This window comes from Streptomyces sp. ISL-66 (assembly GCF_018614135.1).
Taxonomy (GTDB): domain Bacteria; phylum Actinomycetota; class Actinomycetes; order Streptomycetales; family Streptomycetaceae; genus Streptomyces.
Window position 1 is genome coordinate 1 of record NZ_JAGGOW010000042.1, and the last position, 22,431, is coordinate 22,431.

Here is a 22,431-nt window from a genome sequence, read left to right on the forward strand (position 1 = left end):
CCCGAGGGCGGCGCCAAGGGCACGGCCGGGGCGGCTGGGGCGACCCCGCAGCCCGGCACGGACACCGGAGCGCGCCCCACCGGCGCCCTGCCCTTCGACCTGCCGCAGCCGGCCGCCCTGCGCTCCGGCGCCGCCGGCAAGAAGCTGGTCTTCGCCCACTACTTCACGCCGTACCCGCTCTCGCTCGACAACGCGAGCGCCGACGCGGACTACTACACCCGCAACTATCTGAACCCGGCCGGCGAAAGCGGCAAACACGGGCGCTACGGCGGCCTGCTGCGGGACCGGCCGCTGCCCGTCCCGCCCAAGGACGGCAACTGGGAGCTCGCCAACCTCCAGCAGGAGGTGCGCACCGCTCGCGCCGCGGGCATCGACGGGTTCAGCCTGGACCTGCTCTCCCTCTCCGGGAAGAACTGGGAGCGGTCCAACCTCCTGATGGACGCGGCCCGTTCGGTGGACCCGGCCTTCAAGATCATGCTGATGCCGGACATGACCTCCCTGAAGGCCGACGATCCGGGTACGTTCGCCGCCGTCCTGGCGGACATCGGCAAGGCCCCGTCCGCGCACAGGCTCCCCGACGGACGGCTCGTCGTCTCGCCGTTCAAGGCCGAGATGAAGAGCGTCGCGTGGTGGACCCAGGTCATGGACGCGCTGAAGTCCGAGCACGGCATCCGCACCGCGTTCGTCCCGCTCTTCCTCGACTTCGGCGCGAACAGCGAGCAGTTCACCCCGATCAGCTACGGGTTCTCCGAGTGGGGCAGCCGCAGCTACGTCGGCCAGGAGGGCTCCGCGCGCGACGCGCGGCGCGCGCACGGGCTGGGCAAGATCTGGATGCAACCGGTATCGGTCCAGGACGCCCGACCCAACCAGGGCATCTACGACGAGGCCGGCAACACCGCCACCCTGCGCGCCACTTGGACGCGGGCCATCGAGGACGAGGCCGACTGGGTCCAGCTCACCACCTGGAACGACTACAGCGAGGGCAGCCAGTTCGCCCCGTCCCTGCACAACGGCCACGCCTACCTCGACCTGTCCTCCTACTACCTCACGAAGTTCAAGACGGACAGCTGGCCGAAGATCGTCCGGGACACCCTGTACCTGACCTCACGCACCCAGTACGCCGCCGCCGATCCGACCGGCGACCAGTCCCTCGTGATGTCCCTGCGCAAGGGCAGTGCCGCGCCCCGTGACACGGTCGAGGTGCTCAGCTTCCTCACCGCGCCCGCGAACATCCGTACGGCCGTCGGACCGGCCGAGGGCGCGCACGAGGCCCCGGTCGGCGTGCATGCCGAGCTGCTGGCGCTGGGCGCGGGCACCAGCTCGGCCGCCGTGGTCCGGGACGGGAAGGCGGGGGCGCGGGTGGAGCTGCCCTACGCGGTGGACCGCACGGTGGAGGTGCAGGACCTGCAGTACTACGCGGCCACCAGCGGCCGGAGATAGGTCGCCGGTAGGCCGCCGGTAGACCGGAGGCCTGAGCCGGGCCTCAGCTGGTGGGCGCGGCCGCGGGCGCCGCGTCCGCCGCCGGGGCGAACTCCGGCTGGTCCAGCAGCCGGAGCCAGCTGCCGTCGGGCTGGCGGCGGACCACCTGTGCGCGGGCTCCCGCTCCGTCGCTCGGCGGGGTGGAGGTGAGGGCGATGCCGTCGCTCACCAGCGTCGGCAGCGGGGGCTCCGGCTCGAACCGCGGCCGGTGGACCAGTACCTGCTCCCACAGGGCGCGGATGGCCTCCCGCCCCACCGTCAGCTCACCGGGCGGGAAGGCCATCACCGCGTCCTCCTCGTACAGGGCCGCGACCCCGGCGGCGTCGCCGGCGTTGGACCGCTCGACGAACAGGCGGGTGATGTCCTCGGGGCGAAGGGCCTTCTCGTACGACGCGTAGTGCGACATCGCTTCCTCCTGGGTTGGACGGGTTCGACTGGCTCCGGCGGGTTCGACGGGTCCCGGCTTCAGGGTTCTGGGTTCTGGGTCCGGGCCCCCGGCCCCGGGGCCACTCGGGCTTCCGGGGGGTGTGCTGCTGTGCTTCAAGCCTCGTGCCCCTGCGATCAGAAGTCCAACAGCTGGATCTGCTGGAAGCTAGAATCAGCCGTCATGGAACTGAGGCAGCTCGAATACTTCGTCGCGGTCGCCGAGGAGCAGAACTTCACCCGCGCGGCCGAGCGCGTCCACATCAGCCAGTCCGGGGTCAGCGCGCAGGTCCGCCGGCTCGAACGGGAGCTCGGGGCCGAGCTCTTCGACCGTTCGGGCCGCGCCGCCACCCTCACCGTCGCCGGGAAGGCGGCCCTCGAGCACGCCCGCGCCGTCCTCGCCGCCGCCAGCGCGGTCGGCCAGGCGGTGGGCGAGGTCACCGATCTGATCCGCGGCCGCCTCACGGTCGGCATGGTCATCGGCTGCACCGTCACCCCGCTCTTCGACGCGCTGGCCGCCTTCCACCGCGCACACCCCGGAGTGGAGATCGCGCTGCTGGAGGACAACTCCCACCGCCTCGTCCGGGCCGTGCGCGCCGGCCACCTCGACCTCGCCCTCGTCGGGACCGCCGCCACCACCCCCGACGGGCTCCAAGCGCTCACCATCGTCAGCGAGCGTCTGGTCGCCGTGGTCCCGCCGGGACATCCGCTGGCCGGCGCCGAGCCCGTCACCCTGCGCGCCCTCGGCGGGCACCCGGTCATCTGCATGCCTCCGGGCACGGGACTGCGTACGGTCTTCGACCAGGCCTGCGCCGCGCAGGGACTGAGTCCCGCCATCGCCCTGGAGGCCAGCGCGTCCGACGCCATCGCCGACCTCGCGGCACGCGGGCTCGGGGTCGCCGTCCTGAGCGCCTCCATGGCCGAGCACTACCGCGACCGGCTCACCGCCCGCCCGATCGAGGACGTGGAGATCCCCGCGCTCCTCTCCCTCGTCTGGGCGGACGGGCGCGGGCCCGCGCTGCGCGAGCTGCTGCGCCGCTGCCGGAGCGCTTTCGCGGCCTGAGTCCGCCGCAGCGTGCGTCCGCGCAGGGGCCGAGTCCCTTGCCCCGCGCGGGCGGCGCGGGGTTCTGGCGCGCGGCCGGGAGGGGGAGGAGTGGGCGCCCTTCGCGCCGTACGCGTACGGCGGGGTTCCGGCGCGCGCACGGCCGGGGGATGATCCCCTGGTCACCAGTGCCCGCACTCCCGGAGGCTCACCTACGTGAACGCGCCCACCGAGTCGATACGCCCCGCCGAGTTCCCCGGCGGCCGGGCCCTGTTCGGCCTCGACCCCGCCGTCTCCCACCTCAACCACGGCTCCTTCGGCGCGGTGCCCCTCCCCGTCCAGGAGGCACAGGCCGCCCTGCGGGCCGAAGCGCACGCCGACCCCGACGCCTTCTTCCTCGCCGTCGCCGACCGCCTCGCCGGCGCCCGCGCCCGGATCGCGGCCCGCCTCGGCGGCGCGGACCCCGACGGGATCGCCTTCATCGCCAACGCCACCGAAGGCGCCAACCTCGCCCTCGGCGCCATCCCCCTCGCCGACGGCGACGAGATCATGGTCACCGACCACGGCTACGGCACGGTCGCCCTGGCCGCCGCCCGCCGCGCCACGGTCACCACCGTCACCCTGGATCCGCGTCTCCCCGACGAGGACGCCGTACGGGAAACCGTGCTGGCCGGCCTGACGCCGCGCACGAAGGTGGCACTGCTCGACCACATCAGCTCGCCCACCGCCCGGGTCATCGCCTCGCCCCGGCTGCTCGCCGACCTCAAGGCCCGGGGCGTCACCACCGTCGTGGACGGCGCCCACGCGCCCGGCATGCTCGCCGACCCGCTCGGCGGCGGCGCCGACTTCTGGTTCGGCAACCTGCACAAATGGGGCTACTCCCCGTCCGGCACCGCGCTGCTCGCCGTGGCCCCCGGCCACCGGGACCGGGTCCGGGCGCTCGTACCCTCCTGGGAGGACCACCACGGCTTCCCGCGCTCGGTCGACTACCGCGCCACCTTCGACTACACCGGCTGGCTCGCCGCCCCGGACGGCCTCGACCTGCTCGAGCGGCTCGACGCCGCGAAGGTCCGGACCCACAACAGCGCACTGGCCGCCCACGGCGCGGCCCTGCTCGCCGAAATCCCCGGCATCACCCCGCTGCCGCACACCGAGGGCCTGGCCATGCGCGCCCTGCGGCTGCCCGTCGGCACCGCCGAGACCCGGGAGGACGCCGTCGACCTGCGCGAGCGGCTCGCGGCGCGGGCGGGCATCCGGGTGCTGATCTGGCCGTGGGCCGGGGGCGGCGGCATCAGAGTGTGCGGGCAGGTCTACAACCGGGCCGAGGAGTACGAACGGCTCGCCGAGGTCCTGCCGGCCTTCCTGCGGTAGGCCGACGGACCCGGACCCCGTCCGCGAGGGCCCCTCAGGCGCGCCGGAGGAGGTACGTGTCCATGATCCAGCCCTTGCGGGCGCGGGCCTCGGCGCGCAGCTCCTCGATCCGGCCGGCGACCTCCGCCAGCTTGCCCGAAACCAGGATCTCGTCGGGGGTGCCGACGTACGCCCCCCAGTAGATGTGGAGGTCCTGGTCGAGGTGGGCGGTGAAGGCGTGCCGCGCGTCCAGCATCACCACCACGTCGTCCACGTCCGCCGGCCAGCCCTCCGCGAGCCGCCGCCCGGTGGTGATCTGGACCGGGCGGCCCACCCGGTTGAGGTTGGTGCGGTGCCGGGCCAGCAGAGAGGAGATGCTGCTGATGCCGGGCACCACCTCGTGCTCGAAGGCGACCCGGCCCTTCTCCAGCACCTCGTCCAGGATCGCGAGGGTGGAGTCGTACAAGGAGGGGTCGCCCCACACCAGGAACGCCCCGGTCTCGCCCTCCGCCAGGTCCTCGGCGATGAACCGCTCGAAGATCTCGGCCCGCGCGCTGCGCCAGCCGTCCACGGTGGGGGTGTAGTCGGCGGGGGTCCGGTCGCGATCGGGGTCGCGGCCCTCCACCAGCCGGTGTCCGGGGCGGGCGTGCTCGTCGAGCATCGCGCGCCGCAGCCCGGTCAGATCCGCCTTCTCCTCGCCCTTCTCCAGGATGAGGAATGCGTCCGCCGCGCCGATCGCCTTGACCGCCTGGAGGGTCAGGTGGTCCGGGTCGCCCGCGCCTATGCCGATCACTGAGAACTTCTTCACCGGGCCATTCTGCCCGTCCTGCGCGCCGCCTTGTTCGCCACGTCCGTGAACGAGCCTTCTGCCGGCTCCCGGCTATCCCGCTCCCCGCTACCTCGCTCCCGGCCACCCCGCTCCCCGCTTCCCGGCTATCCCGCTCCCCGCTACCGCGCACGGGCGTCGCCGTCGGCCGCCTCCTGGGAGCGGCTCGGGGTGGGCGCGCACTTCCCGCACGCGGTCACCCAACACCCCTCCTGCCACGAATGCGGGATACGGGGCCTCGGGCTCGGGGACCGGCCCCGGCGGCTGTGCCTTCCCGGTCGGAGGCCTCCGTCACCGTTGCCGGCGGCACCGTCCATGGCCCGTCGACGCGCGGAAGGCCAACCGGATCGTCACGGAGCTGGGGGCCGCGACCGGCGCGCGCGAAGTGGCCAACAAGGTCAAGTCCATGGGCACCGAAGAGATCGGGCTGAACGGCCGGATGTGCCTGACCCTGCCCGAGACCCTGATCTCCGTGGTCGGCGTCGAGAAGGTGGTTCCGCCCTTTCGGGAGCTGGAGATCCTCCTCCGGACGCTGCCGCTTCCTGTGCGGGGCCTGCCGGTTGCAACGGAGGGAGCGCCCATGAGCGGCAAGAACCGCAGCCCGGGCCAGGGGTGCCGCCGGATCACCCTGGTCCCGCACCCACTAGATCCGCGTGGTCCGTCCCCGGCCAGGTGTCGATTCGGTCCTGCGGGCGCTGCCGTTGCTGGACCCCCGGCCCCTGACCAGCGAGATCGAGCTGGACCGGGTGGAGGGAGTGCACGGCCACGGCCCCGCACCCTGGACGTCGTATTCCTCGGCGCACAATAGGCGTCATGTCCGCACACATCGCCCTCACCGCCCTCGTGGTCCACGACTACGACGAGGCCATCGACTTCTACACGCGCGCCCTCGGCTTCGACCTCGTGGAGGACACCGCGCGCCCGGACGGATCCCGCTGGGTCGTCGTACGGCCGCGTGGCGCCGAGGAGTCGGCCCTCCTCCTGGCCCGGGCCAAGGGCGAGGCCCAGCAGGCCCGGGTGGGTGACCAGACCGGGGGCCGCGTGGGCTTCTTCCTCTATACCGACGACTTCGCCGCCGACCACGCCCGGATGACGGCCGAGGGGGTCCGCTTCCTGGAGGAACCGCGCCACGAGGCGTACGGCTCCGTCGCGGTCTTCCAGGACCTCTACGGCAACCGCTGGGACCTCCTCCAGCCGGCGTAGGCCCCGGCGGTGCGCTGGTCGGGCAGTGCAGGGTGGTGCCGGGCCCCGTCGGGCCCCCTTGGCCGGTCGGGCGCGGCGGCGCCTCAGCGGTGCCTCAGCGGCCGCCAGCGCGCCTCACGTGTGTTTCAGCCGTGGCGCCTCGGTCGCCGCGTCGACCGCCGCGCCGCCCTCCACCCGCCCCGCCAGCTCCCGCGCCCAGCGGACGAGCCCGGGCAGGTCCATCCCGTAGGCGGTACCGCTCCCGAGGGTCTCCCCGTCCCCGTCCCCGTCCCCGGGACCGGTCCGCCCGGCCAGGACGTCCGCCCCCCGGCGCAGCAGCCGGGCGCCGCCCACCGCGTTCCCGCGCGCCGCGTGGGTCAGTCCGACCGCAAGCTGCGCGAGACCGCGCCACAGCGCGGCCTCCGCGTCCGGTCCCGACTTCCAGGCGTCCTCGAACACCTCGTGCGCGTGGAAGGGCATCCCGGCGTCCAGCAGCCGCTGGGCCTCCGCGACGGTCTCCCCGGGCGAGCGCGGCACCCCCTCGGGCTGCCGCTCCACGCCTTGGGTCCCGTAGGGCAGCGGACGCCCCAGCCCGTCCCTGGGCCGCGCGCTGCGCGCCCGCCCCTCACCGTCCCGATCTCGTGCGTTCACCCCGCCATCCTGCCTCCCGCCGGTTAACCAGTGCATGCACACCCCTCGTCGTGGGGTAATGTTCTGCATGTGCCGCCGGGACGGGGATGACCCAAGTGGGAAGCCCAGTCGGAAGCACATCGGGACGTGGCGCAGCTTGGTAGCGCACTTGACTGGGGGTCAAGGGGTCGCAGGTTCAAATCCTGTCGTCCCGACTTTGCTTCATGCAGGTCGGAGGTCGTTCTCTCATCCGTGAGAGGACGGCCTTTCGTGCGTCCGGGGCCGTGGTGGTCGCAGTGTGGTCGCACGTCCGGTCTGGGGCCGGTCGGCCGTGGCGCTGAAGCCGGGTACTGCGGGGGAGCGGAGTCGGCGGAGGGCTTCACGGAGCCGGCGGATGTGGTCGCGTGGTGGTCGCAGCCATGCGGGCCGGTTCGGCTGGTGGCTGGTCTTTTCAGCTTTGGTGAGGGTGTCGTCGACGGCTTCTCGGGCTGCCTGCTGGGTGAGGTGGCTGTAGAGGTTTGCGGTGGTCGACAGGGTGGAGTGCCGCAGGGTCTTGGAGACGATTGTGAGTGGGACGCCCGCCGTGATGGTGATCGTGGCGGCCAGGTGCCGCAGGTCGTGCACCGTGATCCTGGGGACGCCGGCTTCCTCGGAGAGCCGGCGGAGCCGGTCCAGTACCTGGTGAGGTCCGAGCGGTCGGCCGTCGGGGCGGCAGAAGACCAGTCCGGTGAACGGATCGGCGGGATCGCCGCGGGTGCGGGGGGCTGTTTGTGCGTGGTGCCGGAGGGCGGTGGCCACCCTGGGCGAGATAGCCACCCAGCTCTGGCTGGCCCGGGTCTTCGGTGTGGTGATAACGAGGTGGCTGTTGTCGACCGCGGAGAGGGTGCAGCGGACGTAGAGGACGCTTTGTTCAAGGTGGACGTCGCTCCAATGCAGGCCGAGGGCTTCGCCCTTACGCATGCCGGTGCCGATGAGGAACTCGAACAGGTCGGCCATCTCGGGGTCGGTTTGGTGGCAGTGGGCGAGGAAGCGGGCGGCGTCTTCTGCTGTCCAGATGTGTCGCTCCGGCGATGGCGGTCGCTGTAGGACTGGGGGACTGGCTGGGTTGCGTGGGAGGCGGTGCTGTCGAGCCGCGTCGCCGAGGGCGCTGGAGAGGGTGGCCAGGCACCGGTAGAGGGTCGTCCGGCCACGGCCGGCGGCAAGTTGGTTGGTGGCGAAGGCCGATACGTGACGGTGTGCGAGCTGGTCGAGCTTGAGGGTGCCGAACGCGGGGACGAGGTCGTTGCGAACGTAGTCGCGGTACCGGGCCATCGTCGTCGGCTTCAGCGCGAGCGCTTTCGCAGTGAGCCACGCGTGGAGGTAGGCGGCGACCGTCTGATTCGGGTCCGCGTCGAACCCGCCGGCCTCGCCCTCGAGGAAGCGGCTCAGGGCCTGCTCGGCCGTGTCCTGGCTGGAGAATCCGCCCCGCCGCACCGTGGTGCGGCGGCGGTCTGGGGTGGGGAGATCGACGGCGAAGCTCCAGGTGCCGTGCTCGCTGTCGGTGACCAGGTGGGGGCAGTGTGCGCCGAGCTGATGGCGATGGTCGTCCCTGCAGCCGCAGCGGCGGTAGACACGGCCGCGGCCGACGTTGGTACGCATGGGGATCGCCTCCGGGAGGCGGAGGGGAGTGGGTACCTCCAGCCTGCGACCACACGCGACCACCACGCCCCTCACGGGCGCCGTGAGCAGCCGGTTTCCCTTGATACCGCGCCAAGGGCAGCGCCTTGACCTAGCTTCGGAGACGCCCAGCAGATTCTTCGAGTGGTGGTGGTACAGGAGCGGCACTGCCGCTGACCAGCGGAAACGTGGATGTTGGGCTGGGGTGGTCGGAGGTTGGCCCGTGAATGGCCCGGATCTTGGTCTGTGTCGACCGGGCGGCCCGCAGGGTCACGGTCGGACGTTTCGCGGTTCGCCCGCTTCTGGAAGGGCAGCCTCTCCGCCGGGCAGGTGATATGCAACCCAGCCTCATCCACCGCCCTCTTCGACTGCTTTCCGATGACGCACGTGGCGATCCTGGAGCCGGTGCGCGAGGACTCCTGACCTGGTCTTTCTCGGATTTCGTCAGGTACTCGACCTGTTTCCGCGGACGAGCAACATGGTGAAGGAGGGTCGGCGCCGCTGAATCTCGCCTGACCTGCAGGTTCGGTTGGGACCATCTTGGTCTCGCTCGCGTCGTCCGGGCGCGGCTTAAGTTGCTGACGCTCAGGTGACGCTCGTTCTGAAGCCTCGTCACGTCGCCCCGGCCGCGTCCACGACGCGGCGGGGGCGAGGTCTTTCCCTGCTCCGCGTACTCCGAGCCCGTCAACGAGGGCCCAAGGAACGGGCTGGGAGCGCCGTGCCAGAAGACGTCCACGCTGTCCCGGGCCCTGGTGGCCGCAACGAACAGCCAGGGACCGGGCTCGCTGCACCTCGTGGCGGAAGCGCACGAGATCACTGGAGCGCAGCTGGTTGACCGCATCGCGCGGAACCAGACCGTCTGTGACACCACCGACGTGCGGGTTCGCCTTAAACTTGTGCTGGAAGTCGAAGAACGCGCCCTTGACCGTGCGGGGGAGCTTGAGGATCTCCTTGTCGGCCTTGTCGGCCTTGTCGGCCTTGTCGGCCTTGTCGGCCTTGTCGGCCTTGTCGGCCTTGTCGGCCTTGTCGAGCAGGCGCAGTGTCACGCCCGAGGTGTTCATTGCCCGTGCTCCCCGTGAGTGCGGAGGAAGTCCCTGGCGTAGACGAGGTGCCCCTCGGCCAGGCCGAGCGCAATGCAGGAGCCTGCGGCCGCCCTGCATCGTGTAGGTGAGGCGGAAGTGTCGTCGGATGACCGCATTGATCCGCTCGAGCGTCCTGAGATGGTCATCCCAGCCTTGCGCGGCCGGCCTTTTGGCCAGCTCCCTCTTCAGCTGTGAACCGCTTCTGGCTGAGCCTCGGCAGCGACGCCGGCCGGCCTGCCTTCTTGCAGATGCCGCGTGGCCCCATTGCCCCAGCGAACGACCAGCCGTCAGTCCTGACGACACCACGAGCTTCAACTCAGTAGTGGTTGCGAAGAACCACTTCTCCTCGCGGCCTCTGCACCGTGGCTTGCCGCTGAGGGCCGACCTTCAGGTAGCGGCGCTTCGGGCTTGGCAGGACCCCCAGCTTGGGCAGCAAGTCAGCCATCATCTCCTCGAACAGGGCCTCGTAGTCGTCGCCGAAGACGAAAGCGAGATGGTGATTGACGGCCATGCAGATCAAGCCGTAAATCTGCCGCCAGCAGTACATCATCGCGCTGATGGCACCCAACGGAAGCCCGGGGCTGACCGCCTGCTGGTAGACGACGAGCTGGCGCCGCAGGACTTCCGACATACCCTGTTCGACTTCGCCGTCGATCAGTTCCCGCCGAACGAGCTCGACGAACAGCCCGGCGAACAATCCCCCCAGTTCACGGGAGATCGCCTGTGGGATCTCGTCCCCGGACTCGGTGGCCTCAGGGAAGCCGGCCCCCATCAGCAGGCTGAACTCGCCAGGATGCGCCACGGACCAGACGAGGACGGCATGCGTCGCGGCGTGCAGCTTGGCGCTGAGGTCGTCGGCGTCCTGGTGCTCCACGGCAGTCTGAACCGTGCTGATGAGTTCCGCGGTGATGTCTCCGTACAGTGCGCGGATCAGTCCGTGCTTGCCGTCGAAATACCGGTAGAGCGCAGCTGGCGTCACGCCCACCTTGCCAGCCACCGCCTTCACGGTGAGACCGCTCAATCCTCCGGCCGCGATGATCTCTCGCGCCGCGTCTCGGCTGTCCTGCATGAGCTGCTCACGCAGCTGGGCGCGCCGGGCGCCACCACGGGCCTTGTGAGGCGTGCCAGTGGCCACTGCGCTACCTCCTCGCCGCTGTCCGGATGCCGTCCTGTCTTGGCCTGCCGGCCACCCTGTTCAGTGATCCACACCTGCAAGTTTCCCATAGCGCTTGTGACCTCGGCCACTAGCGGAGTAAAACACATTCACAATGTGATGGTGGTTCACCAAGCGCCTGAAATGACAGCTTCGTCAACGGAGTTCTTGCTGCCCTTGAGCAGCCAGGCCGTCCTCGGTGCCCGCGCTGACTGGAGGTATGCGTGAAGCTCGGTCCAGGAGACGTCTTATTGGGAGGGCGCTACGAACTCCTTCGACCACTCGACTCCCCGTCGGAGGAAGGGAGACTGTGGACGGCCAACGACAACCTGGAGTACGTGAAGCCGTACTTGCTGAAGACCTGGCACTTCTCCGAAGACGGCCCGGATCAGGTCCAAAGGGCCTTATGGGACGCAGAGTTGCGGTCTCTCTACCAGGTCAGGAGCAGCCCCGGCTCGGAGCAATCGCTCATTCAGCTGCACAACGTGGGCATCGACCACGATCAGGGCTGTTTCGTCATGGTGTTCGAGACGAACGGTCACCGGACCCTTGCCTCCATGCTCGCCGACCGGCGCAGCTGTTCCTGGCTGTCGGGACGCCCGGTCGACCGGCAGTCGGTCTGGCGAATGCTCGGTCGTCTGGCTTCGGGACTTGACCTGCTGCACCGGCAACACGTCGTCCACCGTTGCGTGTCGGCGGAAAACGTCTTTCTGGACCCGGAGACAGGACCTGAGTTCGCACGGCTCGGTGGCTTCGAGTGGAGCGTCCGGCTGGGACGTCCTCCTGCGGCGGCGCGGACTCGGCGCGGCTGGGAGACTCCGCCCGAGTGGGCTTCGGGTCGCCAGACCTTCGGCCCCGATGCCGACTGGTTCGCCTTCGGCATGCTGGCGGCTCGCTCCATGCTGGACATCGAGCACCTGGGCAGCACTGCGGATGCCGCTGAGCGTCACCGGCTCGTGCAGAACCAACTGAGTAAGGGCCAGGGAGGGGGGAGGCGCAGGGGAGACGCCCCCGCAGTTCCCAACAGCCGCCTGACGCAGCTTGAGAGGGATGTGATCGGCAGGCTGATCGCCGAGGAGCCAACGGAGCGACTTCGACGCGGGGACGAGGTGCAGGCATTCATCAGGGAAGTCATCGACTCCCTGGAGGTGCCTCCGGAGAGTGCGGACGCTAATCAGCGCCACTTCGTTGTCGTCAACGCCGGAAACCAGCGGCTTGTGGAGGTGATGGAGGCCCAAGGGCTCCGATCCGCTCTGGGGTTGCAGCCTGGCGACGCATTCAGCTCCCAGAACAAGGAGCACGTAATCAAGCTGCTCGGCTTCCTCTACGACGACTTCGCCGAAGGAGGCGTGCTTTCCCCTGGTCATGCCAGCGGCACAGTGGTGCTGTCGGGCAAGTGCCTGCACCTTGAGCTCGGCAAGCACGACGATCGCGGGAACAAGAGCTGGGAGAAGGCTTTCTGCCAGAGGGTTCTCGACTACTTCGAACTGGATCCGCAGCGGAGCCGAGAGATCCCCGCTGGCCAACTCGCCTTCATCAGCACGCAGAGGCATCAGGGCATCCAGGCACCGACGCTCAGCTGGGATCTCGTGATCCCCTCGAAGGATGAGGCGAGCGATCGGCAGAAAAACCAGGAAGATCTTGCCGAGTTCATCCGACTGACCAACCAGATCGACCTCCTGATCCGCGACGCGGAGGTCTTCCGATGTCAGGTCGCCGATGTCCGATACCGGGAGGACGGCAGCATTGACTGGATCGAGGTCCAGGAAATGCCGAGAAATCATCCACCCTTGGAAATGTTCAAACCCGACGGCGGCATGGCGGCCTTTCTGCTCCGGGACAAGTACAGCGGGAAGTCCGGCAGCAACGAGATCCAGTTGTCCTCCCCGGATTCCGAAGGACTCCGGAGTGCCTTGCCGGCGGACGGGCACTGGGAGCTGAAGGATGCCGACGTCACCGTCGATACCGTGAGGCTGCGGCCCGCCGGTGCTCTGGCAGGTATGAGCCGTCTCGACGGCCGCAGAGGCGCTGATGCCTGGGAGCCTCGTCCGGGACAGGAGTACGTTCTGCGTACCAAGGGCCTGGCCCGGCAGCTCCAGTTGATCAGACGCAGGAAGAAGGCCATCGAGAGATTGGCGGATCACACGTACCTGCTGGCGAGCCTGTCCAACCCCGGGCAGGTCTTCATGGACAGTGGGACCCGCCCCGACGAGCTCGACGGTCGGCCCGTCGACGAAAGTAAGCGGAAGCAGATCGGGGAAATCCTCGGCACCCGGCCGATCTACACGGTGCAGGGGCCGCCCGGCACCGGCAAGACACACATGGCCGCCTGGCTGCTGCGTGAAATCCTCGATGATGATCCGATGGCGCAGATCCTCATCACAGCGCAGGCGCACTCGGCGGTGGATGTTCTGAGGGCCAAGGTCGAGGGCGAGGCGTTCAAGGACATCCCAGACGAGAGCCGACCTCTGTCGATCAGATTGCGCCGGACGACGGATCCGCTCCGGACCGTGGATTCCACGGACGAGCGCTGGTCGGTCCGGTCTGTGGCCCGTCAACTTCTGGACAGCACCGTCAGAAAGCTGGAAGCGCACCAGGCGGACGAGCCATTGTCCGAGGTCACCGCCACCTGGCTTGAAGCCTGTCGGACCATGCGTCGGGACATCGACACTCAGGGTGCCTCAGAGGCCAACGAGTTCAGGGAACTCGTGCGTCGGAGCGCCAGCATCACCTACAGCAGCGCGAGCGATGGCGATCTCGCAGGGCTGGCGGGAGAAGTGAGCTACGACTGGTCGATCGTCGAAGAGGCAGGAAAGGCTCACGGTTTTGAACTGGCTCTGCCTCTCTACCTCGGTCATCGATGGCTGCTGATCGGCGACGCCCAGCAGTTGCCTCCCTACCGAATGGAGGACTACCAGAAGGCGCTTTCCAACCTGGAGCGGGTGGTGCAGGCGCTGCGCGACCTCGAAGGCGCCGACCGTTTGGTCGACTGGGAGTTGCTCAACCGGTGGAAGGACAAGACCGGTGAGGAGAGGAAGTACTTCACCGAATACTGCAAGCGTTGGCTCACCTTCTTCGGACAACTGCATGGCCTGACCAAGGATCACGAGCCCGAAGGCGGCATGCTCACCGGGCAGTACCGCATGCACCCGGACATCGGTGAGCTCGTCTCGGAGACGTACTACAAGGGAAGACTCGAGCACTACACGCACGATCGAGATCCGCACGGGCTGACCACCCCCGCGGCCCTGGAAGGCAAGGCCGTCGTATGGCTTGACCTGCCGGCGGCATCGGTCGACCCGCGCACGGCTGAGACAGCGCAGCCGAAGTACCGCAACGAGGCGGAAGCGCACGCACTGGAGCTCTTCCTGCGCTCGCTGCGGGGAGATCCCGCACGACCGGTCGATCTGGCCGTCCTGTCGCCCTACGCCCAGCAGGTTGTCGTGCTGGGTAAACGTCTGCGCCGGCCGGAGATGCGTGCCGAACTGCTACGCAACGGAATCGCCCTCGCTCCCGACCCACGCGGTGCTGGCGGTGGCCAGGGTGCCACGGCCGACGATCCCACCAGGGGAGGCGTCTTCACCGTCGACTCGTTCCAGGGCAACCAGTCGGATATCGTCGCGGTGAGCCTGGTCCGCAACAATATGAAGCAATCGGGCCAGGGCCTGGGCTTTCTCAAGGCGGCATCACGGATGAACGTCCTCTTCTCGCGAGCGGAGCGCCTCCTGATCCTCGTCGGCTCGTGGGACTTCTTCCGGATCCAGGTGTCGGAGGTGCCACGTGACGAACGTCAGTACGACGAACTGCGCCATGTGGCTCTTCTGGTGGACAGGTTGGACAAGCTGTTCGCCGAGGGCCGGGCGATCCGGGTGGCGGCCGACCTGACCGGCCTGGACGAGGGAATGCATCGGATCAGCAGCGCTCTGCGCAGTGACCACAGGGGTGGCGCACGCGTGACCCCGCACGGGGAAGGGGGACGGCTGTGATCCACGTTCTGTTGCCGCTGGACGTCTTCCGCGTGTCGTACGACGTGGCGGTGGGTCGGCCGTACAGCAGGCTGGAGGAACTACTGCTACGACTTATCGCCGAAGATCAGGGTGAAGGGGGCCGCGTCTTCGAGGAGCTCCGCGAGGCGTTCCAGGTCCACGACAGGTTGCTCATCGAGGGTCTGGTCACGCTGCTCCGCGAAGGATGGGTGGCCATGGTCCAGAGTGACCAGGACATCCGCTATGTCGTGACGCGCGAAGGGCTCGTGACTATCTCCGAGAGTCGCCGGCCGGCCAGCCTGCGCGTCCAAAGACGACAGACGAGCGTCGTACGCGAAATGCTCAGCTGCCAGTTGGCCCGCCTCTCCGACTTGGAAGTGCTTCGCGCAGAGGAGGTCCGTCGGAAGACCAATCGGGGGGCGATCAGTTACGCCCTGGGGGGTCGTCACCACCGCAAGACGCTGAACGGAGGCGAGACCGAGTGGCTGCTCCCTCGGAACGCTGACGAGCAGCAGTGGATCCGCCGGATCGACAGCGACGCAAAGCTGGCGCGCGGGAAGTACTACCTGCCCCTGCGTGTGGACTTGGAGGAAGGAACGGTGCTGGGTCTGCCCGGCAACTGGCGTCATCTGACCTCTCTCGTACTGGAGGAAGCCGAGCAGCAGTACCAGGACCTCGCCGTCGACTCCGATGCCCAGAGACGGTTTGACAGCATGCTGAAGGAACGGGAGACGGACCGCGGCCGAGTCCGGCGCCCAGACGGGTCGTCTGTTCCGCGGGCGGAACTAGCCACCATGCCCAGTATCGAGGCGACCCTGCGGGCGGGTGATAGCCGTCGACTCGCCGAGCGGGCTTTGGAGCGCGCGTCGGGTCATGTGTTGATCGTGTCCTCGTGTCTGGACGACGCCCAGGTCGCCCGGGTCGGCGAGGTGGTCACGAGCCTACAAGGCCGTGGTGTGAGTGTTGATGTGCTCTGGTCTGGTGCCGACGTGCAGGAAGAGTCACGCAGGCGCCTGGTCAGCGCGCTGGATTCGGTGCGAGGAAGGGCGACGCAAGGGAAGGTCTTCTTCAACAAGACGCCGGCGGCCGCCAAGGCGGACTTCGTGCTGGCGGACACCAGCAACGGACCGCTGGCCGTAGTGGGTGGCGGGTTGCTGTCCGGGACGGCGCAGGAGCAGGCTCTCAGCCCTGCTGTGCTCGTCGAGGACGTGCGTGGACTGAGCACACTGGCCTTGCTGGCCTCGGGGTGGTGGCAGGAGAGCCCCGACGGCAACGCGGAACTCGCGGCAAGCCGCTGGCGTCATCTGGCGGAGCGGTGGGTCGAGGAAGCGGCCCTGAGCCTGGCGGCTCCGGGGGTGGAGGAACCTGAGGACTCGTGGAACGCGTCGGAACCGCTTCTCCTCTCACCCCGGTCTGACGATGACGAGGCGAGCAGCGTGTCGCTGCTCATCGGATCCGAGGCTGCCGCAACCCGAGAGAGAGTCATGCAGTCCGACGGCTCTCGGGCGGACCGCCTGGGACAGACGTGGGATCCGGTGCAGGTGGCGGCCACGGCCCGGGAATGGGTCGTGGGCGTGCGCAGTTCATCGGTCTCGGCTCTTTCCTTCCATCTCCGTGGCCGCCTCGCCGCTGAACTATGGCAAGAAGTTGGAGTTGGACGCGATCGATTGGGGGCGGCTGACCGCCTGCCAAGGTGACGAGCATGTGCGACGAGGGCCTCCGTCTTGCAGGCGAGGCCCTCGTCGGGCGTGTGTGGACAATTGGCCTTCCAGCACGCTGGTGGATCTCGACTTCGCTGGTGTGGACGGCAAGTCTGCGCCGCAATGCCTGGTGTCCGGTTCGTACAACGAGGTGGCAACGCACGGCGCGTGGGCTTCGGAGGACACCTTGGTGGTGAAGCCGAGACCGACGCGGTACCCGGCACCGATCAGTCGGTCAGCCGACACACCCGGTCGTCATCCGTCACCTCGTAGACGTCGATGCGCAGGATCTGTCGGACGTGGGCCGGGACGCGTGAGGCGGCCTTGAGGGAGGAGGACGGCACGACGAGGGCGTAGCGCGTGTGCGGATCTTGGCTCGTCATGCGGCGCAGCAGTTGGCCATAGGCGATGTCGGCGTCGATGCCTTTCTCACTGGTGCGGCCCTTGGCCTCGCAGATCAGCCGTTCCGAGCAGCGTACGGCTTCCAGGTCGGTCCAGCGGTCCGTGGGATCGGTGCGTGTCCAGCCTTCGGCCAGTAGCCAGGTGCGGAAGGTGTCGGTGACCCGGTCCTCGTCGCTGGAGCGGGCCAGGATCTTCTGCAGTGCTGCGAGGTCGGCCGCTTCGTTGCGGCGCAGTCGTCCGCGGTCGTCCGAATTCAGGTCGGCGGGGCGGTGACGTAGGCCGAGATGTGACGGTGGGCGAGCTGGTCGAGCTTGAGGGTGCCGAAGGCCGGGATGAGGTCGTTGCGGACGAGTCGCGGTATCGGGCCATGGTGGTCGGCTTCAGCATGAGGGCCTTCGCTTCCAGCCACGCGTTCAGGTAGGCGGTGACCGTCTGGTTCGGGTCCGCGTTGTATCCGCCAGCCTCGCCCTCAAGGAAGCGGCTCAGGGCCTGCTCGGCCGTGTCCTGGCTGGGGAATCCGCCTCGGCGCACCGTGGTGCGGCGGTCCGGGGTGGGGACATCGACGGCGAAGGTCCACGCCCCGTGGTCGCCGTCGGTGAGCAGGTGCGGGCAGCGCGCTCCGAGCTGGTGACGGTGGGTGTCCCGGCAGCCACACCTGCGATAGATGCGGCCGCGGTCGGCGGTGGTACGCATGCGGATCGCCTCCAGGAGGCGGAGGAAGGGCCGACACCTCCAGTCTCGTGCGACCACATGCGACCACCACGACCCGCGAGCCTGCTGTGACCTGCGCTTTCCCCTTGTCTCCATCCCGGGGACCCGGTCGCCTTGGCGTCAGCGGAGGACTAATGCTGTTCGAGGAGATCGCTTGCCGTGAGGTGGAGTGCAGTTCGGCTCCTTGCGGGGCCGGCGTGGAGCCTCGTGGCTACGCTAGGTGGGGGAGCCGACCTGGTGGTGGGAGGCGCACCGATCAGACGACGCCATTACTTCATTGGTCATGCCGCGCACTTGGTCAATGCCACCGTCCAAACAAGCCATCCAGTCGTGGTGGAGGTTCTCGTCGACGGCTCGACGGCTCGACGGCATGGAGACTGGGTATGCCGCGGCGCATGGCGACCATCCCGTTACCGTGCCAGTCGAGCTACCCACCGATCCCGGAATCGCACCGGCTGACTGGCACCCCGGACGGACGCGCGTACGATCGTAATTAACACGGATCGCTTGTCTGAATTTTGGCTCCTGTCCCGGCCCGGCAGCATCCACTCAGCGCAGATATTTGCGTTGACCGCTGAGGCGTCGCACCAGTCCTTGAGGGTGAGCGAATATGGCACCTTCCAATACTCTGAAGCCCTGTGATTTCGTCATATTCGGTGGCACTGGGGATCTGGCCAAGCGCAAATTACTGCCAGCCCTCTACATGTACGAACGGGAAAGCCGCCTTCCAGCTGACTTCCGGATCATCGCGGTCTCGCGAGAAGAGTGGAGTACGGAACAATTTCGCGACTACTGCGAGGGTGAGGATGCCGTCAAAGGATTCCTTAAAGGCGCCTGGGAGCAAAGCGTTTGGGACGTCTTCAGGAGGCGCCTCCACCATGCCGAAGCCCAGCTGGGAGAATCCTCGCCTGGATTGCCGAATCTGGCAAAAATCCTACCAATGACGCCGAATGCCCCGTTGCGAGTTTTCTACATGGCGCTCCCGTCGGAACTGATGGGTCCTACATGCGAAGCAATCAGAGATCAGGGGCTCGCTTCCGGTAGGGACCGCGTGGTGCTGGAAAAGCCTATAGGGGCGAGCCTGGTAGGTGCCAAGCAGGTGCACGAAAGGATAAGGCACACCTTCGGTGAGAATGACATCTATCGTATAGATCACTATCTCGGTAAGGAAACTGTCCATAACATCCCTGTCTTGCGGTCCGATAGCTCCTTGCTTGGCTTGCTGTGGGATCATGCGTGGGTCGACCGTGTGGAAATATCAGTCTCAGAAGAGGTCGGTGCCGGGGATCGAATCGAGTACTATGAGACAGCCGGGGCATTGCGAGATATGGTGCAGAACCATCTACTGCAAATTCTCTGCCTGGTTGCCATGGAGCCTGCGGAAAATAGTAGTAAAGCAACTCTCCGGGTCGCAAAGTGTGAAATATTGAAGTCTTTGGGGGAGATCGCGGAAGGCGATTCAGTGCGGGGGCAATATGAAGCTGGAAGTGGAATGCCTGGATATTCCGAAGAGGTGGGCGCCTTCGCTGGCGTGGATAGTCTGCGGCGGGCGCCAAATTCGACTCTAACCGAGACCTTCGTTGCCATCCGGGTGAGACTGAACGACAACAGTCGCTGGCGAGATGTGCCATTCTTCTTGCGTACTGGAAAGCGACTCGACAGGCGGGAAGCGCAAGTGGTGATGCATTTTGTCACCACGCCCACATCCGGTGCTTCAGTCACACCAAAACGCCTTGTTATCCACATCCAGCCCGATGATGGTGCGACTCTGTTTGTCAGTGTCAGTGGCAGTTATCCCTCAGAATCGGCGGACGCCCAACTGGAGCTCCACTTCCCGCGAGCCTTCCCCAGTAGCAGGACTCCGGAAGCATACGAACGGCTACTCGCCGATGTGGTGAATGGCGACCCCGAATTGTTTGTGAGCGGCGCCGAAGTCGAGGCGTCTTGGAAATGGATCGACAGCATCAAGGAGATGTGGAACAGCGGCACGCCTGACCTCCGGCTCTACCCCGCTGGCACGACCGGCCCCGCAACAGGCGAGTGGCCGCACGACGGTCGCGCCCCGAAGAAGCGCGGGTGAGCACCTCCTGCGGACGTGTCGCGGGCGGAGAGGTTCAGAGGCACCATCGTGGTAACGATGCAACTGAGAGGTTCGCTTCTACTCCAGTCAGCCCTCGGCTGGCTGGGCAGGACTTTTCCTGGACTGGTGGACCGATCCTGGTGAGGCCTCGGCCCGAAACCGCAGGGGTGGGCACGCTCTATGGCGGTGCAGTCGACGCAGCAGACCCGTGTCCGCGACAGAAGGCAGCCGGTGGTGAGAATGGCAACCGCAACAGGCCCCATGCCAGTCCCCTTGACGCTGCAGGTAGGGGAGGACGGGTCCGTTCGGGTGAGTGGGTCCGCGAAAGGCCTGAGCGGTTGCGCGGCGCTACCGCTGGCCGGGCAGACCATGGTGGTTGTCGATCCTGCCGACCCCCGGGCCCCGGCTCGCATCGCTGTGCGAGACCTCAACGAAGGATCCTGGGTGTTGCGTCCGCTCCTGGGGAAAACTGCCTTCCGAAAGCTGGCCGCGCTTGCCCGCGAGCGTGACCCCCGGAAGTGCATCGAAGAGCATGTTTTGACGAGACTGGGTGCCGTCTGGGAGGACGTGGCCCGGCTGGGCACCCTGCTGTGGATCGAGCAGTGGTCGCCGTTGCCGCTGGACCGGGGCCTGCTGGACATCGACATCGCCGCGGCTTCCTCTGCCTGTCGGGCGCTGGGCACCGAGGAACTGGCAGCCGTTCGCTACCACCGGTGCGGTTCTCGGCTGCTTGAGATCGGGGAGAGGCTCGAAAAGGGACTTGGCCTTTCAACGGCCCCGGAACTGTGCACGGCGTTGATCAACGCGCCCAACTACCTGTGGAACCTCCCCGACGCCGAGGCCAAGCGGCTGGGTTCCCTGGCCACCGCCGCCAATGCGGCCCACCCTGGAGGCGGTGGCATACTCTCAACTGAGGCCGCCGACGTGCTGAAGCGGCTCGGTATCAATGGTGGGATGTCGGCACTGGACGGCGCAGCGCCGGAACAGACTTTCTCCGTCGACTGGCACATGGTGCCACCAGGAGTACTGGACCCACGGGACGACACCATCAATGTTGCCTACGATGCCGAGATGCTTACTGTCATGGTTCGGGCGGCACACGCAGCCCCGTCGACGGAACAGCAACCGGCCACCCGCTTGAAGTTCCGCGTTCTTACCTGCGACGGCCGGACGGCGGCTTCCGGGGACTTGGCGCTAGACCCGGAAAGGGGTTACTACATGGGGCGCATCGCGCAGGCGCAGGCGCTCGCCGTCGGCGCGGTGGTGGACGTATTCGCTGACGGTCCCAGGGTTCCGCCTCCGACCAAGGACAGGGGCCGGGCTTGCATCCGCCGAGGAGCGGCCTGGGCGTTGGCGCTCGAACGCCTCGCAGCCGCCGGCTCCGACAGTGCTTCCCAGGAACTGTGGCGGGAGGCCGCTACCCGCTGGCGCCGCGTGACAGCGGACCTTGAGGGGGTGCAGGCGAAGGAGGAGTACAGGTCGTGGAAGCACACGGCCGTTAACCACCAGGCAGCCTGCTGGAACCGCGCTGGCCAGCCCGAGCAGGCCAAGCAGGCTCGCAGCGGTCTCCCCGGCGACCAAGAGTCCTCGGGCGAACCGCAGACGGCCAGTGAGGGCCGCCCCAGCCTGGCTGAACTGGCTCTTGTCGGAGCCCTGCCGCAGATCGCACTTGTCTGACTGGCGGGTTTGACCTGGTGGTTGCGGCACCGCCCCCGGGCGGGGCCCTCCCCCGGTTACTTCCCGCTGATGCGGGGCTTGAGCACGGCTTCACCCAGACCGGAATGCTCTCCGTAACGTGGATGTGGCAGCTCGGTGCCGAGGCAAGGCCGGAAGAAAGCAGCCTGGCGGGCTGCCGCCTCGGCGGCCACGCCGCAGGCGGTGGCCGATCTTGTCGGACGGCTGCGGGATGACCGCTCGGATCCCGCGGCGCCGTAGGTGGCTGCGGATGGCGCGGGATGAATAGGCTCGGTCGGCCAGCACGGCCAGTGGCCGGGTTCTTGGCCTGCCCGGGCCGCTGCGGGGCACGCGGATGCGGGACATCACCGTCTCGAAAGCGGGTGCGTCACCGGCCTGGCCTGCAGTGACGGTGAAGGCCAGAGGCCGTGCCCCGCCGTCCGCGGCCAGATGGACCTTGGTGCTCAGGCCCCCTCGGGAGCGTCCGAGTGCGTGATCGGCGGGCTCCCCGGACTGGGTCGCCCCCTTTTGCGTGCGCCGGCGGCGTGCTGGTGGGCCCGGACGACGGTGGAGTCCACCGATACCGTCCAGTCGATGTCGTCGTCGGCGTCAGCTGCTGCCAGGACGGCGACGAGGATCATCTCCCAGGTGCCGTCGACGGCCCATCTGATCAGCCGTTTGTGGGCGGTCTGGAACGAGCCGAGCTCGTCGGGCAGGTCCCGCCAGGGCGAGTTGGTGCGGTACTTCCACGCGATGGCCTCAAGGGTGCGGCGGTGGTCGGCCCACCGCCGACCGCGGACCGGATCGGCCGGCATCAGCGGCTCGATCCGGTCCCACATCGCATCAGTGATCAGTAATCGGACGGACACATCCGATCAACTGACCAACCCATCAAAGAGACACGCGCTACTACTGCAACGGTGCTTGCCTTGACGGTTGGGCAGTTTCTGGTGGTGTGTGGCCGCGTCGTTTGTAGTGGCTGGTGCGGGCTTGGTGTTGTCGTCTGCGGCGCCAGTGCGACCAGTGCAGGACGTGGTCGATGCTTGGGCGGGACC

15 protein-coding genes, 1 tRNA gene and 4 pseudogenes are annotated in these 22,431 nt (G+C 68.0%); 11 read left to right on the top strand and 9 right to left on the bottom strand.

All coding sequences use genetic code 11. The annotated features are described in order from the left end of the window. The coding region (locus tag J7E97_RS09890) for a glycoside hydrolase family 71 protein (RefSeq protein WP_215024564.1) at positions 1 to 1,440 on the top strand (1,440 nt) is incomplete at its 5' end. 43 nt (positions 1,441 to 1,483) lie between these two features. Here the strand turns inward: J7E97_RS09890 and J7E97_RS09895 are convergent. Continuing rightward, complete coding sequence (locus tag J7E97_RS09895; protein ID WP_215024566.1) at positions 1,484 to 1,885, bottom strand: nuclear transport factor 2 family protein; 402 nt, start codon at positions 1,883 to 1,885, stop codon at positions 1,484 to 1,486. 201 nt (positions 1,886 to 2,086) lie between these two features. Here J7E97_RS09895 and J7E97_RS09900 point away from each other — a divergent pair, with 201 nt between their 5' ends. Then, positions 2,087 to 2,965 carry a LysR family transcriptional regulator gene (locus tag J7E97_RS09900; RefSeq protein WP_215024568.1) on the top strand — a complete coding sequence of 293 codons (879 nt, stop codon included), beginning with the start codon at positions 2,087 to 2,089 and terminating at the stop codon, positions 2,963 to 2,965. A 195-nt stretch (positions 2,966 to 3,160) separates the two neighbouring features. Next, the gene (locus J7E97_RS09905; RefSeq protein ID WP_215024570.1) at positions 3,161 to 4,315 is read left to right on the top strand and encodes an aminotransferase class V-fold PLP-dependent enzyme; all 1,155 of its coding nucleotides are present in this window, start codon (positions 3,161 to 3,163) and stop codon (positions 4,313 to 4,315) included. A gap of 34 nt (positions 4,316 to 4,349) precedes the next feature. On the opposite strand, the gene cobF is transcribed toward J7E97_RS09905, so the two are convergent. After that, positions 4,350 to 5,102: a precorrin-6A synthase (deacetylating) gene (gene cobF, locus J7E97_RS09910; protein WP_215024572.1), complete on the bottom strand. Its 753-nt coding sequence runs from the start codon at positions 5,100 to 5,102 to the stop codon at positions 4,350 to 4,352. Positions 5,103 to 5,291: 189 nt separating this feature from the next. On the opposite strand from cobF, the pseudogene J7E97_RS35655 reads away from it, so the two are divergent. The 3 genes and pseudogenes from J7E97_RS35655 to J7E97_RS09920 form a co-directional block, all read left to right on the top strand. Continuing rightward, positions 5,292 to 5,387: pseudogene (locus tag J7E97_RS35655) on the top strand ((Fe-S)-binding protein); the annotation flags it as partial. Between the two features lie 157 nt (positions 5,388 to 5,544). Beyond that, positions 5,545 to 5,658, top strand: a pseudogene (locus J7E97_RS09915) (LUD domain-containing protein); the annotation flags it as partial. A 275-nt stretch (positions 5,659 to 5,933) separates the two neighbouring features. Continuing rightward, positions 5,934 to 6,323 carry a VOC family protein gene (locus tag J7E97_RS09920; RefSeq protein WP_215024574.1) on the top strand — a complete coding sequence of 130 codons (390 nt, stop codon included), beginning with the start codon at positions 5,934 to 5,936 and terminating at the stop codon, positions 6,321 to 6,323. A gap of 114 nt (positions 6,324 to 6,437) precedes the next feature. On the opposite strand, the gene J7E97_RS09925 is transcribed toward J7E97_RS09920, so the two are convergent. Further along, complete coding sequence (locus J7E97_RS09925) at positions 6,438 to 6,989, bottom strand: DUF309 domain-containing protein (protein WP_215024576.1); 552 nt, start codon at positions 6,987 to 6,989, stop codon at positions 6,438 to 6,440. 84 nt (positions 6,990 to 7,073) lie between these two features. Between J7E97_RS09925 and J7E97_RS09930 the strand changes: the two genes are divergently transcribed. Continuing rightward, positions 7,074 to 7,147: transfer RNA gene (locus J7E97_RS09930), tRNA-Pro, on the top strand. A 31-nt stretch (positions 7,148 to 7,178) separates the two neighbouring features. Here the strand turns inward: J7E97_RS09930 and J7E97_RS09935 are convergent. From J7E97_RS09935 to J7E97_RS09945, 3 genes and pseudogenes are all read right to left on the bottom strand, one after another. Beyond that, positions 7,179 to 8,570 (bottom strand): site-specific integrase, encoded by a 1,392-nt coding sequence (locus J7E97_RS09935; RefSeq protein ID WP_251054177.1) that lies wholly within the window; start codon positions 8,568 to 8,570, stop codon positions 7,179 to 7,181. Positions 8,571 to 9,270: 700 nt separating this feature from the next. Continuing rightward, a pseudogene (locus J7E97_RS36960) lies at positions 9,271 to 9,508 on the bottom strand (DNA helicase); the annotation flags it as partial. 478 nt (positions 9,509 to 9,986) lie between these two features. Next, positions 9,987 to 10,805 (bottom strand): TetR/AcrR family transcriptional regulator, encoded by an 819-nt coding sequence (locus tag J7E97_RS09945; RefSeq protein WP_308346447.1) that lies wholly within the window; start codon positions 10,803 to 10,805, stop codon positions 9,987 to 9,989. Positions 10,806 to 11,161: 356 nt separating this feature from the next. Here J7E97_RS09945 and J7E97_RS09950 point away from each other — a divergent pair, with 356 nt between their 5' ends. Together J7E97_RS09950 and J7E97_RS09955 are read left to right on the top strand one after the other, a co-directional pair. Then, entirely contained in the window at positions 11,162 to 14,809 is a 3,648-nt protein-coding gene (locus J7E97_RS09950; RefSeq protein WP_308346448.1) for an AAA domain-containing protein, read from the top strand. Next, positions 14,806 to 16,506: a hypothetical protein gene (locus J7E97_RS09955; RefSeq protein ID WP_215024582.1), complete on the top strand. Its 1,701-nt coding sequence runs from the start codon at positions 14,806 to 14,808 to the stop codon at positions 16,504 to 16,506. Before J7E97_RS09950 ends, J7E97_RS09955 begins: the two co-directional genes overlap by 4 nt. Positions 16,507 to 16,736: 230 nt before the next feature. Here the strand turns inward: J7E97_RS09955 and J7E97_RS35665 are convergent, their stop codons facing one another. Beyond that, on the bottom strand, positions 16,737 to 16,892 hold the full coding sequence (locus tag J7E97_RS35665) for a hypothetical protein (RefSeq protein ID WP_251054179.1): 156 nt from the start codon (positions 16,890 to 16,892) through the stop codon (positions 16,737 to 16,739). Between the two features lie 272 nt (positions 16,893 to 17,164). Then, entirely contained in the window at positions 17,165 to 17,320 is a 156-nt protein-coding gene (locus J7E97_RS09965; protein WP_215024583.1) for a hypothetical protein, read from the bottom strand. Positions 17,321 to 18,232: 912 nt separating this feature from the next. On the opposite strand from J7E97_RS09965, the gene zwf reads away from it, so the two are divergent. Both zwf and J7E97_RS09975 read left to right on the top strand, forming a co-directional pair. Then, the gene (gene zwf, locus J7E97_RS09970; protein WP_215024585.1) at positions 18,233 to 19,702 is read left to right on the top strand and encodes a glucose-6-phosphate dehydrogenase; all 1,470 of its coding nucleotides are present in this window, start codon (positions 18,233 to 18,235) and stop codon (positions 19,700 to 19,702) included. 444 nt (positions 19,703 to 20,146) lie between these two features. Continuing rightward, the gene (locus J7E97_RS09975; protein WP_215024587.1) at positions 20,147 to 21,379 is read left to right on the top strand and encodes a hypothetical protein; all 1,233 of its coding nucleotides are present in this window, start codon (positions 20,147 to 20,149) and stop codon (positions 21,377 to 21,379) included. 165 nt (positions 21,380 to 21,544) lie between these two features. Here J7E97_RS09975 and J7E97_RS09980 read toward each other — a convergent pair. After that, positions 21,545 to 22,245: pseudogene (locus J7E97_RS09980) on the bottom strand (IS5 family transposase); the annotation flags it as partial. Between the last annotated feature and the right edge of the window lie 186 nt (positions 22,246 to 22,431).

Excerpts from the sequence above, each read along its gene's own strand:
- J7E97_RS09895 (WP_215024566.1), bottom strand. The coding sequence starts at position 1,885 with ATGTCGCACTACGCGTCGTACGAGAAGGCCCTTCGCCCCGAGGACATC.
- J7E97_RS09900 (WP_215024568.1), top strand. The coding sequence starts at position 2,087 with ATGGAACTGAGGCAGCTCGAATACTTCGTCGCGGTCGCCGAGGAGCAG.
- J7E97_RS09920 (WP_215024574.1), top strand. The coding sequence starts at position 5,934 with ATGTCCGCACACATCGCCCTCACCGCCCTCGTGGTCCACGACTACGAC.
- J7E97_RS09925 (WP_215024576.1), bottom strand. The coding sequence starts at position 6,989 with ATGCACTGGTTAACCGGCGGGAGGCAGGATGGCGGGGTGAACGCACGA.
- J7E97_RS09935 (WP_251054177.1), bottom strand. The coding sequence starts at position 8,570 with ATGCGTACCAACGTCGGCCGCGGCCGTGTCTACCGCCGCTGCGGCTGC.
- J7E97_RS35665 (WP_251054179.1), bottom strand. The coding sequence starts at position 16,892 with ATGACGAGCCAAGATCCGCACACGCGCTACGCCCTCGTCGTGCCGTCC.
- zwf (WP_215024585.1), top strand. The coding sequence starts at position 18,233 with ATGGCACCTTCCAATACTCTGAAGCCCTGTGATTTCGTCATATTCGGT.